The 12804-nt window shown below is 64.7% G+C and carries 11 protein-coding genes and 1 tRNA gene; 7 read left to right on the forward strand and 5 right to left on the reverse strand.

Annotation, left to right across the window (positions count from 1 at the left end; translation table 11 throughout):
- Positions 1–39 precede the first annotated feature (39 nt).
- The 5 genes from BVH06_RS10965 (at position 40) to BVH06_RS10985 (ending at position 4839) form a co-directional block, all read left to right on the forward strand.
- The gene (locus tag BVH06_RS10965; protein ID WP_075931179.1) at positions 40–720 is read left to right on the forward strand and encodes a hypothetical protein; all 681 of its coding nucleotides are present in this window, start codon (positions 40–42) and stop codon (positions 718–720) included.
- Entirely contained in the window at positions 707–3013 is a 2307-nt protein-coding gene (locus BVH06_RS10970) for a bifunctional diguanylate cyclase/phosphodiesterase (protein WP_075934102.1), read from the forward strand. The genes BVH06_RS10965 and BVH06_RS10970 overlap by 14 nt, the downstream gene beginning before the upstream one ends.
- Complete coding sequence (locus tag BVH06_RS10975) at positions 3010–3876, forward strand: DUF3034 family protein (protein WP_075931177.1); 867 nt, start codon at positions 3010–3012, stop codon at positions 3874–3876. Before BVH06_RS10970 ends, BVH06_RS10975 begins: the two co-directional genes overlap by 4 nt.
- A 5-nt stretch (positions 3877–3881) precedes the next feature.
- Complete coding sequence (locus BVH06_RS10980; RefSeq protein ID WP_075931377.1) at positions 3882–4304, forward strand: group 1 truncated hemoglobin; 423 nt, start codon at positions 3882–3884, stop codon at positions 4302–4304.
- A 79-nt stretch (positions 4305–4383) separates the two neighbouring features.
- Positions 4384–4839, forward strand: coding sequence for a GNAT family N-acetyltransferase (locus BVH06_RS10985; protein WP_075934103.1), 456 nt, complete (start codon positions 4384–4386; stop codon positions 4837–4839).
- A 455-nt stretch (positions 4840–5294) separates the two neighbouring features.
- On the opposite strand, the gene BVH06_RS10990 is transcribed toward BVH06_RS10985, so the two are convergent.
- The 3 genes from BVH06_RS10990 to imuA are packed head-to-tail and all read right to left on the reverse strand — an operon-like array spanning position 5295 to position 10409.
- The gene (locus BVH06_RS10990) at positions 5295–8381 is read right to left on the reverse strand and encodes an error-prone DNA polymerase (RefSeq protein WP_075934104.1); all 3087 of its coding nucleotides are present in this window, start codon (positions 8379–8381) and stop codon (positions 5295–5297) included.
- On the reverse strand, positions 8378–9787 hold the full coding sequence (locus tag BVH06_RS10995; protein ID WP_075934105.1) for a DNA polymerase Y family protein: 1410 nt from the start codon (positions 9785–9787) through the stop codon (positions 8378–8380). The genes BVH06_RS10990 and BVH06_RS10995 overlap by 4 nt, the downstream gene beginning before the upstream one ends.
- 1 nt (position 9788) lies before the next feature.
- Complete coding sequence (gene imuA / locus BVH06_RS11000) at positions 9789–10409, reverse strand: translesion DNA synthesis-associated protein ImuA (RefSeq protein WP_075934106.1); 621 nt, start codon at positions 10407–10409, stop codon at positions 9789–9791.
- A gap of 291 nt (positions 10410–10700) precedes the next feature.
- Here imuA and BVH06_RS11005 point away from each other — a divergent pair.
- Together BVH06_RS11005 and BVH06_RS25100 are read left to right on the forward strand one after the other, a co-directional pair.
- A tRNA-Ser gene (locus BVH06_RS11005) sits at positions 10701–10790 on the forward strand.
- A gap of 234 nt (positions 10791–11024) precedes the next feature.
- A protein-coding gene (locus BVH06_RS25100; protein WP_139315618.1) for an IS5 family transposase occupies positions 11025–11878 on the forward strand; the annotation gives its coding sequence in 2 pieces (ribosomal slippage) (positions 11025–11373 and positions 11373–11878; 855 coding nt in all).
- 6 nt (positions 11879–11884) lie between these two features.
- On the opposite strand, the gene BVH06_RS11020 is transcribed toward BVH06_RS25100, so the two are convergent.
- Positions 11885–12364, reverse strand: coding sequence for a DUF4145 domain-containing protein (locus BVH06_RS11020; protein WP_256575168.1), 480 nt, complete (start codon positions 12362–12364; stop codon positions 11885–11887).
- Between the two features lie 69 nt (positions 12365–12433).
- Positions 12434–12804 (reverse strand): IS3 family transposase (locus BVH06_RS11025; RefSeq protein WP_139315619.1); only part of this gene is annotated, 371 nt, incomplete at its 5' end.

Genomic DNA, 12804 nt, shown 5'->3' on the forward strand with positions numbered 1-12804 from the left:
CGGCCTTGCGGCAGGGCCGAGCGCCCTTGACGAGCTCTTATGACCAAACGCTTTTTTCTCGCTGCACCTTTGTACCTGATCGGCGCGCTGGGCGTCGCCGAGGCGGCCAGCCTGCAGGGCGACGTGGTGGACGCCAAGGGCGCACCGCTGGCCAATGCCGTGGTGACGCTGCAGGGCCCTGCCACTGGCGCAGCGGCGCCCGGCAAAGCGGTGATGGACCAGCAGGAGATGCGCTTCGTGCCGAGCGTGCTGGCCGTGCGTACCGGTACGGCGGTGACCTTTCCGAACCGCGACGACATCCGCCATCAGGTCTATTCGTTCTCGCCGGCCAAGCGTTTCGAGCTGCGCCTTTACCAGGGCACGCCCAGCGCACCGGTGGTGTTCGACAAGCCGGGCCTGGTAGTGCTGGGCTGCAACATCCATGACTGGATGGTGGGCTACATCTACGTGACCGACGATCCCTGGTTCGCCGTCAGCGACGCCCAGGGCAAGGTCAGTTTCGACAACCTGCCGACCGGCGATTATCGGGTGACCCTCTGGCATCCGGCGCTGCCCGACATGCAGCCGCAGCAGGGCGAAGCGTTCAAGGTCGAGGGCAGCGCGGCGCAGCATCGTTTCGCCTTGCCGGTCGAGGCCTCCGCTGAAGCCGAGCCGCCGGGCGCGCCGCCCAGCGCCTTTGGTGATGCCTTCAGGAAAGCCGTGGAACATGGTTCGCACTAGTTTCCAGGCGCGCATCGCCAGTGTGCTGATCCTGCTGTTGCTGGTGGTGGTCGGCGCGCTGTACTTCGCCGTGCAGGCGGCCACTACCGCCTCGATTCGCACCCAGGCGCGCGAGCAGCTCGACGTCGGTACCGGCGTGTTCGGCCAATTGCTCGATGTGCATGCCCGGCAGCTGCGCGATGCGGTACAGGTACTGACCAGCGATTTCGGTTTCCGTGAGGCGGTGGCCAGTGGCGACGAGGCGACCATCCGCTCGGCGTTGCTCAACCATGGTGCGCGAATCAACGCCGGCGTGGTGATGATGTTCGACATGGACGGCAAGCTCAGCGCCAGTACCCTCACGCCGATGTCGGTGCCGCGTGCCGAGCAGATCAACGCGCAACTGAGCCGGCAGGGGCAGAGCGTGTTGATGCCCTTCGATGGCCGCATCTACCTGCTGGTGCAGGCCACCGTCAGCGCGCCGCTGCCCATTGCCCGGCTGGTGATGGGCTTTGCCATCGACGAAGGTTTCGCCCGCGAGCTGAACCAACTGACCCACCTCGAGCTGACCTTGACCGGCAGCATGGACGGGCAGCCCGATGTGCGCGTGAGCACCCTGGACGACATGCCGATGATCACCTTCGATAGCGACAGCGGCGAGGTCATGCACGGCGGCGAGCCGTTCCTGGTGCAACGTCTGGTGCTGGCCAGCGGTGACGGCTTCCGGGTGCAGGCATTGCTGCAGCGCTCCCTCGAACAGGCCAGGGGCTCGGTGGCCGCACTCAACAAGCAGATCCTGCTGATCGCCGTGGCAGCCCTGGCAGCATCACTCTTGGGCGCGCTGTTGCTGGCGCGCAGCCTGTCGCAGCCGATCCGCCGTCTGGCCGGTGCAGCGGAGCGTGTCGGTCAGGGTGATTACGAAGTGCCGCTGGCGCTCGACCGCTCGGACGAGCTCGGCAGCCTGGCCAAGGCCTTCCAGAGCATGCAGCACGGCATTGCCGAGCGTGAGCGGCAGCTGGCCCATAACGCCCTGCACGATCCCTTGACCGGCCTGCCTAACCGTAACCTGGCGCTCGAGCGCCTGAGCAGCGCGATCATGGCCGAGCGGCACATCGCCTTGCTGTACCTGGGCATCGGTAATTTCCGCACCATCACGGAAAGCTGCGAGGCAGGCGGCGGCGATCGCCTCATGCAGCAATTGGCCAACCGCCTGCAGGTGGCACTGCGGCCGTCCGACAGCCTGGCGCGGCTGCATGGCGACGAGTTCGTGCTGCTGCTCGATGGCGCCGATGTCGACAGCGCGGTGGCCACCGCCGACCGGGTGCAGCAGCTGTCCATGAAGCCCTTTCGTATCGATAACGTGGACGTCGCCCTGGATTGCCGCATCGGCATCGCCGGCTATCCCAGTGATGGCGTGACGCCGGAAGAACTGCTGCGCCGCGCCGGTATCGCCATGCAGGACGCCGGCCACCTGGCCGGGCGCATCCAGGTTTACGAAAGCGGCCGCGACGCCGTTCAGCAGCGTCAGGTGCAACTGATCCGCGACTTGCGCCGCGCTGCGCAGCGCGAGGAACTGCTGTTGCACTACCAACCCAAGCTGGACGTGCGCAACCCCGCGCGCATTCAGGCCGAGGGCCTGCTGCGCTGGCAGCATCCGCAGTTCGGCATGGTGTCGCCAGGCGAGTTCATCCCGCTGGCCGAGCGTACCGGCAGCATCCAGACCCTGACTGCCTGGGTGATCGAGGAGGGCGTGCGCCAACTGCAGGAATGGCGTCAGCGCGGGCGGGTGGTGCAGCTGTCGCTGAACATCTCCACCGAAGACCTGATCGATACCGAACTGCCTACCCGCGTCGGTCGGCTGCTGGCCCATTACCAGGTTCCGGCCGCCCAACTGATCTTCGAAATTACCGAGAGCGGTGTGATGCTCAACCCGGCGGCGGCCTTGCAAGTGCTGCACGGGCTGCGTGAAAAAGGAATCGGCCTGTCGGTGGACGACTTCGGCACCGGCTACTCTTCACTGGCGCAGCTCAAGCGCATGCCGGTGCAGGAGTTGAAGATCGACCAGTCGTTCATTCGCGAGCTGGACGACACCAGCGAAGACGCGGTGATCGTCCGCTCGACCATCGAGATGAGCCACAGCCTTGGGCTCAAGGTAGTGGCCGAGGGCGTCGAGCTGCAGCGCAGCCTGGACCTGCTCGACCGCTGGCAGTGCGACAGCGTGCAGGGCTATCTGATCAGCCGACCGCTGGCGGCGCAGGCGTTCGAAACCTGGATGCAGCGGCCGTTAACTTCTCCCGTTTCTCTGGTGCATTGACCATGTGGCTATCTCAACTGACCGGCGCCCTCCTGTTGGGCATGTTCACCTCGGCGGCTCTGGCCAGCGAAGGCCGTCTGCTCGCCACAGGTGGTGCCAGCAGCCTGGAAGGCGCAGCTGGCGGGGGCATCACGCCCTGGGCGGTGCTGGCCGGCTATGGCGAGAAGGGCGAGTGGGGCGCCGACGTGTTCGCTACCCGGGTGGAGACCGGTGACTACCGCCTGGATGTCGCCGGCATGGCCGTGGCTTACGACAACCGCATCGAGCTGTCCTACGCGCGCCAGCGCTTTGACCTGGGCAACCTGGCCCGCAACCTGAGCCTGCCGGAAAACAGCCTCAGCCAGGACATCTTCGGCATCAAGGTGCGCCTGTTCGGCGACCTGATCTACGACCAGTTGCCCCAGGTTTCCCTGGGTATCCAGCACAAGCGTCAGAAGGATTTTCTCATCCCCAGCCTGGTTGGCGCCCAGCGCGACGAGGACACCGAAGGCTACCTGACTGCCAGCCGGCTGATCCTCGGTGGCGCCTTTGGCTACAACCTGCTGCTCAATGGCGGCGTGCGCTACAGCCGCGCCAACGAGTTGGGCCTGCTGGGTTTCGGGGGTGATCGCCGCGACCGTCGCTCGGTGCTCAAGGAAGGCTCGGTGGCGGTGCTGCTCAACCGCCAGTGGGCGGTGGGCGTGGAGTACCGGGAAAAACCGGACAACCTCAACTTCGCTGGCGAAAGCGACTGGGCCGATCTGTTCGTCGGTTATTTCCCCAACAAGCACCTGGCCATCGTGCTGGCCTACGCGCGCCTCGGCGAGATCGCCACGCTGGATAACCAGAACGGCGCCTACCTGTCCGTGCAGGGGAGTTTCTGAGCATGCTGCGTTCATTGTGCATTGCGCTGCTGGCGCTGGTGTTGATCGGCTGCGCGCAGCAGCCGGCCAAGGATGACAGCCTGTACCGCGACCTGGGCGAGAAGCCTGGCATCACCCGTATCGTCGAGGGCATGCTGATCAACGTGGCAGGCGACCCGCGCATCGTGCAGTTCTTTGCCAAGGTCGATATCGCCGGGCTGCGTGACAAACTGGTCGACAAGTTCTGCGTGATCGCCGGCGGCCCCTGCGTGTACACCGGTGATTCTCTCGAGGAAAGCCACAAGGGTCAGAACCTGTCGCCCAGCCACTTCAATGCCCTTGTCGAGAACCTGCAGGCTTCGATGGACAGCCAGGGCGTGCCGACGCCCGTGCAGAACCGTCTGCTGGCGCGCCTGGCGGCCCTGCGTGGGCAGGTAATCGAAAAGTAGGTCGGCAGCCCCATGACGAAATGGGGGCGAAGCGGGTAGAGTCGCTGGCTATTTCCGAACCTCCAGCCGCGAGCCGATCATGTCTGCAACCTGGCACTGCAAACACCACACCGAACTGACCAAGACCGAGCTATACGCCGCCCTCGCGCTGCGTACCCAGGTATTCGTAGTCGAGCAGAACTGCCCGTATCTTGAAGTCGATGGCCGTGATCTCGAAGGCGACACCTGTCACCTGCTGGGCTGGCGCGGCGATGAGCTGGTGGCTTACCTGCGCCTGCTCGACCCGGCGCTCAACGACGGTGAAGTGGTGATTGGCCGCGTGGTGACGGCGGCCAGCGCGCGGGGCACCGGGCTCGGCCACGGCATGATGGAGCAGGCGCTGCTGGCCTGCGACCTGCGCTGGCCGGGCTTGCCTGTTTACATGTCCGCCCAGGCGCATTTGCAGGGTTATTACGGCCCTTATGGGTTCGTGCCCGCCACTGATGAATACCTGGAAGACGATATTCCCCATATCGGCATGCGCCGCGCGCTGTAAGAACCTGTTCACGATCTTTTCAGGCGACATCAAAGAGGCTGCTGCAAGGCAGGAGCAGACACTCAAGCCAACCTGTGGGAGCCCCGACCTCGGGGCGAAACGATTGCAGCCTGACTGCCTATTTCGGCGGTGCCTGAGCGATTCGCCGCGAGGTCGCGGCTCCCACAATGGATCGGATAACGGCCGCTACCACTTAGCTGCCAAAAGCGACGAAACTATTAGTGAAAAATTATGAATGGGTTCTAAGCGACGGTAATGCGGCAGTGCTAATGGCCGGTGTGAGAGCGCGCGGGGACGCCTAGTTCATGCGCGCGAAAAATCATGGGAATGTACTGGTCGTCTCTGCCCTTTCCCATGAAATCGGGCGCATGGCGCCCTCCCACAAAAGGCCGGATCAACCCCAATGCCGGCGGGGCCGCCCCCCGCAGCGTAACCACAATGCTGCATCCCCGCCCTCAATGAAAATCCCGGCTGCGCACATCCAGCCCCACCAGCCAGTCGGTGAGGTCCACCAGCCGCCCGGCGATCACGTGTTGCACGCCGTTGGCGGCTTCCAGGTGGCCGTCGATGCGCAGCAGGCGGGACTGCAGCAGCGTCTTGCGCTGGCGCTCGGCCAGCTCCAGGCGCACCAGCACGTTGATCATGCCGAACTCGTCCTCGAGGGTCACGAAGGTCACGCCGCTGGCGGTTTGCGGGCGCTGGCGGCCGATCACCAGGCCGGCCACGCTGACCATCCTGCCGGGCTCCACGCGCTCCAGTTCGCGTCGGCTGCGGCAGCGGGCGGCCCTGAGTTTGCCCCGCAGCAGCGCCAGTGGATGCGGGCCGAGGGTGGTGCCCAGGGTCGCGTAGTCGGTCAGCAGGTTCTCGCCGACGCTGGGGCGCGGCAAGCTGATGGCGGCTTCCTGTTGGGCGGGCAGGCTGGCGAACAGCGGCAACTGCGGTTCCACCCCGGCGATGGCCCAGCGTGCCTGGTGGCGATGGCCGACCAGGGCCTGCAGGGCGCCCGCATCGGCCAGGCGCGCGCGGGCGTTGTTATCCAGGCGGGCGCGCTGACACAGATCGGCGATATCGCCGAATGCCGCCTGCTCGCGGGCGGCGGCGATGCGCAGCGCCGCGTCCTCGCGAAACCCCTTGACCAGGCACAGCCCCAGACGGATGGCCGGCTGCGGCTTGCCGATATCTTCCAGGGTGCATTCCCAGGCGCTGTAGCGCACGTCCACCGGGTGGATGCGCAGGCCATGGCGGCGTACGTCCTGCAGCACCTGGTCGGGGTTGTAGAAACCCATCGGCCAGCTGTTGATCAGCGCGCAGGCGAAGGCTGCCGGCTCGTGGCACTTGAGCCAGCAACTGGCGTAGGTGAGCAGGGCGAAGCTGGAAGCGTGGGACTCGGGAAAACCGTAGCTGCCGAAGCCCTTGATCTGCTCGAAGATGCGGTTGATGTATTCGATTGGGTAGTCCTTCTCGAGCATGCGCCTGGTCAGCCGCTCACGGTGCGGCTCCAGGCCGCCATGGCGCTTCCAGGCGGCCATGGCGCGGCGCAGTTCGTCCGCCTCGCCGGGTGAGTAATCGGCGGCGATGATCGCCAACTCCATCACCTGCTCCTGAAACAGCGGCACGCCCAGGGTGCGCTCGAACACTGGCTGCAATTCCTCGGAGGGGTAGGTGACTTCTTCTTCGCCGGTGCGGCGGCGCAGGTAGGGATGCACCATATCGCCCTGGATCGGCCCCGGCCGCACGATGGCGACCTGGATCACCAGGTCATAGAAGGTTTGTGGCCGCAGGCGCGGCAGCATGGCCATCTGTGCGCGGGATTCGATCTGGAACACCCCCAGGGTGTCGGCGCGGCTGATCATCTCGTAGGTGGCGGTGTCCTCGGCCGGCAGGCTGGCCAGCGTCCAGCGCTTGTTGCGGTAGGCGGCCAACAGGTCGAAGCAGCGGCGCAGAGCGCTGAGCATGCCGAGGGCCAGCACGTCGACCTTGAGCAGGCCGACGGCGTCGAGATCGTCCTTGTCCCACTGGATCACGGTGCGTTCGGCCATGCTGGCGTTTTCCACCGGCACCAGGGTGTCGAGCGGTGTCTCGGAAATCACGAAGCCGCCGGGGTGCTGGGAGAGGTGGCGGGGAAAGCCGATCAGCTCGCCAGCCAGCACCAGCACCCGGTGCAGCACTTTGCTCTGCGGGTCGAAACCGGCCTCGCGCAGGCGTTCGGCATCGGGAATGCGGTCGCTCCAACGACCGCAGCAACCGGCCAGGGCGTTGATCTGGTCGGGCGGCAACCCCAGGGCCTTGGCCACGTCGCGAATCGCCCCAGCACCATGGTAGGTGCTGACCACCGCGGTCAGCGCCGCGCGCTCGCGGCCATAACGGCGGAACACGTACTGGATGACTTCCTCGCGGCGGTCGTGCTCGAAATCCACGTCGATGTCCGGCGGCTCGTTGCGCTCGCGGGACAGGAAACGCTCGAACAGCAGGCGGCTGCCCTTGGCCATCGGGTTCAGTTCGGTGATGCCCAGGGCGAAGCACACCGACGAGTTGGCCGCCGAGCCACGCCCCTGGCAGAGAATCGACTGCTCGCGGGCGAAGCGCACGATGTCGTGCACGGTCAAAAAATAGCTCTCGTAGCCCAGCTCGCTGATCAGCGCGAGCTCCCTTTCGATCTGCGCCCGCGCCTTGTCACTGATGTCATCGCCCCAGCGCCAGCGGATGCCGTCCTCGACCAGGTGGCGCAGCCAGGAACTGGCGTCATGGCCAGCCGGCACCAACTCGTGGGGATACTGATACTTGAGCTCGTCGAGATCGAATCGGCAACGCTCGGCGATGCGCAGGGTTTCGGCGAGCAGTTCGGGCGGATACAGCTCGGCCAGTTCCTCGCGGCGGCGCAGGTGGCGCTCACCATTGGCGAACAGGTAGGCGCCGGCCTCGGCCACGGGCAGATGGTGGTGGATGGCGGTCATGCAATCCTGCAGGGCGCGGCGGCCACGGGCATGCATATGCACGTCGCCACAGGCCACGGCAGGGATGCCCAGTTGCCGTGCCAGGCCCAGGCCATGCTGCAACAGCGCTGCATCGCTGGCGCCACGGTGCAGCTCCACGCCCAGCCACAGGCGCTCGGCAAAGCGCTCGTGCAACCAGGCGCCGGCCCTGGCGTCGTCGTTCGCGGTGGGCAGCCAGATGGCCAGCAGGCCATCCGGTGCTTCGGGCAGGTCTTCGTCGAGCAGGATATAGCGGCCTTTTTCCGCACGCCTTCTGGCACGGGTGATCAGCGCGCACAGGCGCTGGTAACCGGCGAGGTTCTCGACCAGCACGATCAGCCGGGCACCGCTCGGTAGGCGCAGCTCGCTGCCGACGATCAGCTTCACCTCGTGCTCCTTGGCGGCCTGCCAGGCACGCACGATGCCGGCCAGGGTGCACTCGTCGGTGATCGCCAGGGCGCGATAGCCGAGCAGCTTGGCGCGCTCGAACAGTTCGGCGGCGCTGGAGGCCCCGCGCTGGAAACTGAAGTTCGACAGGCAGTGCAGCTCGGCGTAGTCGGGCAGGCTCATGCGAACCAGCCGTGCAACTGCAGCGGGCCGTCTTCACCGACGCTGCGAAACGCCCAGCCGCGCTGGCCGCTGCGCGTTTCGATCAGGTAGTAATCGCGGCGCACGTCCTCGCCATCCCACCAGCCGGACTCGATGCGCTCCGGGCCGCTGAGAATATGCAGCGGCTCACGCAGCACCTGGGGCTCTGGCAGTAGCCAACTGGGCCGGGCAGCGCTCGGGCTGGGCAACGCAATGCGGCTGGTATCCGTGCGCCAGGCCTTTTCCGGGCGATGGTCGGCATGGGCGGCCAGGCCTTGCACGGCGTCGTCGCCGAGGCGTGCGCGCAGGCGTTCACGCAGTTGCTCCCAGCCTAAGGTTTGCTGCGGCCGGTCCTCGAACAGGGCCTGGTGCTGCGGTACGAAGGTCGGCAGGTCGCGGGCCACCAGGCGCAGCGCCAGCACCGGTGACGGCAATTGCAGCTGTTCCAGACGGCCGCGGGTGAACTCCAGCAGCATGCCCGCTTCTCGCTCGGCGCTGAGCAGGCCGACGGGTAGCAGGCTGTCGTCACCGTCGCGGTGCTCCAGGTGCAGCACGAAACGCTGTACACCGCAGTCCCGGCCCGCCAGGTAGGCAGCGAGATCCGCGGTCAGGCGGCGCAGCGGAAACAACAGGGCCTGGGTCGATTCCACCTCGAAGTGCAGCTCCAGCCGGCTGTCGAACACATCCGGCGGGCGGTAGTAATCCAGCGCCAGCGGGCGCAGGCCCATCAGGGTATCCAGGCCAGCCAGCAGCTCAGGCGCGAAGCGCCGCGCCAGGCTGTCGCGGGGTAGCGCCTGTAACTGGCGCACCTGGCGCAGGCCCATGCGCGCCAGCGTCGTGGCCAGTTCTTCCGGCAGGCCGATGCGATCCAGCGGCATGGCCGCCAGCCGCTCGCGCAACGCCTGCTCGTCGGTGATCGCCAGGCCATCGTGCAGGTTGGCGAGCATGCGCGCTGCGGCAGGGTGATGTGCCAGGGTAATGCGATGGCGAAAGCCCAGCGCCGTCAGCTCCTCACGCAGGCGCGCCTCGAAACGTGGCCAGGGCCCGAACAGCGACAGGCTCGATTGCACCTCGAGCAACAGGCAGCGCGGATAGTGCAGGCTCACCTGGGAGCTGAAACCGTAGGCCCAGGCCGCCAGGAAGCTGCGCCAGCGCTCGATATCGGCGGGGTCGTACTCGGCGCTGGCGAAGGCGCAGTTCAAGGATTGCGCCGCCGTCAGCGTCAGCCCCGGGCGCAGGCCGAGCGCCCGCGCGGCCGGGTTGACCGCCTGCAACATGCGCCGCTGGGGTGTGCCGCTCAGCAACACCAGCGGCGCTTCGGCCTCTTCACGGCCACGCAACACGCCGTCCATGGCCAGTTGCGGCAGCAGGATGCACGCCCAGCGCATATCAAAAGCCCCAGCCGCTCAAATCAAACGCGCGCGACGGTGGTTGCCCACCTCGGCACTTGAGCACCCGCACCTGGGCGGGCTGCGCCTGGATGGTCAGGCGCAAGGCCGCCGGCGAAGGGTTGCGCGCCTCATGCAGCGGGCGGTAGGCGAAGGCCAGGGTCTGCCCGGTTTCGGCGGCGATCTGCAGGCGGCGCAGGGCACGGTCATCGGCCCGTTGCGGCCACAGCACCACCGCCCCGCAACTGCCCGAACGCAGGCACTGCTCGGCCGCCCACAAGGCATCCCGCGCGCTCGCCTGGATCAGCGCCAACTGCTTCATCTCCACCCCCGCTGCCGACCAGGCGCCGGGGTAGGGCAGGTAGGGCGGCGCGACCAACACCACCCGCTCCCCGGCAGCGCTCAAACGCGCCAATGTCGCCAGCACCACGCGCAGCTCACCGATACCTGGCGCCTCGACGAGCAGCTCGCTCAACGCTGCTTCCGGCCAGCCACCGCCTGGCAACGAAGCATCCAGCGCCGCGTTGCCCGTGGGCTGGTGGCCGCTGGGCGCGACAATGCCCTGGCCACGCCAGATACGGCGTTCGTTGAGCAGATGATCGATAGCGACGACGGAAGACATGGCGAATGGGCAGCAAGAAAAATACTGTCCAAATGTACAGTATTCTACCCGGCCAGCAAGGTACTATCCGCCGAGCGGATGGCGGCAGGCGCGGCCAGCGCTTCCGCTGCCAGCAGGCTCCGGCCCACAACCCCGATGCCAAGGGCTTTGGCGCGCGGCATCGGGCACGCCGATCAGCGGATGGCCACGCAGCCGTCACCGGCAAATGAGCCAAGCATTTGATAGCACGCGAAAAAAATTACGTTATGGGCTTCGCCAAAGCGAATTCTGCTGGTATCATGCGCGCCGCCTGGGAAGATGCCGGAGTGGCCGAACGGGACGGATTCGAAATCCGTTGTATCAGCGATGGTACCTAGGGTTCAAATCCCTATCTTCCCGCCATATCTCAAGCCTAAGCCCCTGAAATTCCTAGAATTTCGGGGGCTTTTGCTATCTGCGGCATGCAAAGTGTCGTGTAAGCGCACGGCGGATTTGGCACTACCTTGTAAGATCTTTGGCACTTACCGTTTTGAGTTCAACTCCGGTTTTTCGCGCCAGATTTGGCACCATGTTGCTAGGTTTTGTACGAAAAGTCGGTACGGGTAAAATTGCCGCCATGATTGGCTGGAGGCCCGCATGGCAAAGCGTTACGAACTCTCCGACGCATCGTGGGAATTGATCAAGGATCTGGTTTCTCCAGAGCAGAAGATGGGTCGCCCACGCAGTGATGATCGTCTGGTACTCCACGCAATCCTGTGGATCCTCTGCTCGGGCGCTGCCTGGCGTGATCTGCCGGAACGCTTTGGGCCTTGGTCGACGGTGTATCAGCGTTTTCGTGACTGGCGCGACGACGGTACGTTCGACCGGATACTGGAGCGCTTGCACATCCGATTAAACCGGGAGGGACTGATTGATCTGGACACCTGGATGATCGATTCCACTGCGATACGTGCAACCCGAGCCTCTTCAGGCGCCGGGAAAAAAGGGGGCCTGAAGAACCGCTAGATCATGCTTTGGGGCGTAGTCGAGGCGGCCTTACTACCAAGATTCACATGATCTGTGACGCCAATGGTGTTCCATTACGCTTCATTCTTTCGCCGGGGCAAACCAGCGATATCGCTCATGCCCAGCCGTTGCTGGATCAGGTGCGAATTCCCGGTAAGCCGGGGCGTCCACGCAAACGCAGTCGCTGGTTACTGGCTGACAAAGGCTATGACGCGCAACACCTGCGCCATTACTGCGACCGCTACCGAATACAGCCGGTGATCCCGCTGCGTGCCATGCCCCGCAAGCCTCGGCCTGGCCTGCCCCGGCTCTTTGATCGTCCAAAGTATCGACAGCGAAACATCATTGAGCGGATGTTTGGCTGGCTGAAAGAGAACCGCAGAATAGGCACTCGCTACGACAAGCTGGCGAGAAGCTTTTCAGCCATGGTCACGCTGGCCTGCAGCCTGCGTTGCATGCGTCAGTACTTTTCGTACAAAACCTAGCTAAGGTTACGCAGCACCAGCCCGACGTTTTTTGAACTGCTCGAAACGATCTCTATACGAAAACATGTAGTCGAGGATCGCGTTTGTGAATTCGATTGTGTCCTTGGCATCAGGCTGCTCGATGGAAACTCCAACCCCATGGGCGGCCTCGTTTCCAACAACTCGTAGAGCATCAGACCACTCGAATAAGCGTTCGTCGATGAGCCCGTCGTCCTTCATCCTCCTCAACGATGCGCTCAGGTTTCTCTCTTTGACGCCATGCTGAGCGCAAACTCCTTCGATTGTCTTGCGACACATTATCGCTGACGCTGTATAGGCTTGAGTGCGATAACACGCACAAGCTTCCTCAAAAGCAGCACGGATCTCTGCAGGTGCATTTGGGTTGACCCGTACATCTGTCTGCGGGAAGACGACGAAAGGTGTGTCCCATTTGTCGCCTTCAGCCAAATTTCCGATATTGGTCTGACGAACCAATATTGGCGACATGCAGCCCGTGCATGAAAGCAAAGTGTATAGGCAAGAAGGTGGTCTGTCCCGGAGCTAGTGGACAGGTAGTTAAGAGCGACTGCTCGTATTTCGCCGCTCAAATTCCATCGGACTGAGATAGCCCAGTGTCGAGTGGCGGCGGCGGTGATTGTAAAAGCGGATGTAGTCGAACAGGTCGGTTTTCGCCTCCTGGTAGCTGGCGTAGCGGGTCAGGTACACCCGTTCGGTCTTCAGCGAACGAAAGAAGCTCTCCATCGCTGCGTTGTCCCAGCAGTTCCCCGGGCGCGAATGACTGGGCACGATGCGATGTCGCCGCAGCAAGGCCTGGTAATCGTACGCGCAGTATTGGCTGCCACGATCCGAGTGCAGCAGTACCTCGGTTTGCGGCTGTCGGCGAGCCACGGCCATCTCCAGCGCGGCGTGTACCAGAGCCTGCTGCA

Source organism: Pseudomonas sp. PA27(2017), assembly GCF_001945445.1.
GTDB lineage: Bacteria > Pseudomonadota > Gammaproteobacteria > Pseudomonadales > Pseudomonadaceae > Aquipseudomonas.

Excerpts from the sequence above, each read along its gene's own strand:
- BVH06_RS10965 (WP_075931179.1), top strand. The coding sequence starts at position 40 with ATGACCAAACGCTTTTTTCTCGCTGCACCTTTGTACCTGATCGGCGCG.
- BVH06_RS11020 (WP_256575168.1), bottom strand. The coding sequence starts at position 12,364 with ATGTCGCCAATATTGGTTCGTCAGACCAATATCGGAAATTTGGCTGAA.
- BVH06_RS10985 (WP_075934103.1), top strand. The coding sequence starts at position 4,384 with ATGTCTGCAACCTGGCACTGCAAACACCACACCGAACTGACCAAGACC.
- BVH06_RS10990 (WP_075934104.1), bottom strand. The coding sequence starts at position 8,381 with ATGAGCCTGCCCGACTACGCCGAGCTGCACTGCCTGTCGAACTTCAGT.
- imuA (WP_075934106.1), bottom strand. The coding sequence starts at position 10,409 with ATGTCTTCCGTCGTCGCTATCGATCATCTGCTCAACGAACGCCGTATC.
- BVH06_RS10970 (WP_075934102.1), top strand. The coding sequence starts at position 707 with ATGGTTCGCACTAGTTTCCAGGCGCGCATCGCCAGTGTGCTGATCCTG.
- BVH06_RS10995 (WP_075934105.1), bottom strand. The coding sequence starts at position 9,787 with ATGCGCTGGGCGTGCATCCTGCTGCCGCAACTGGCCATGGACGGCGTG.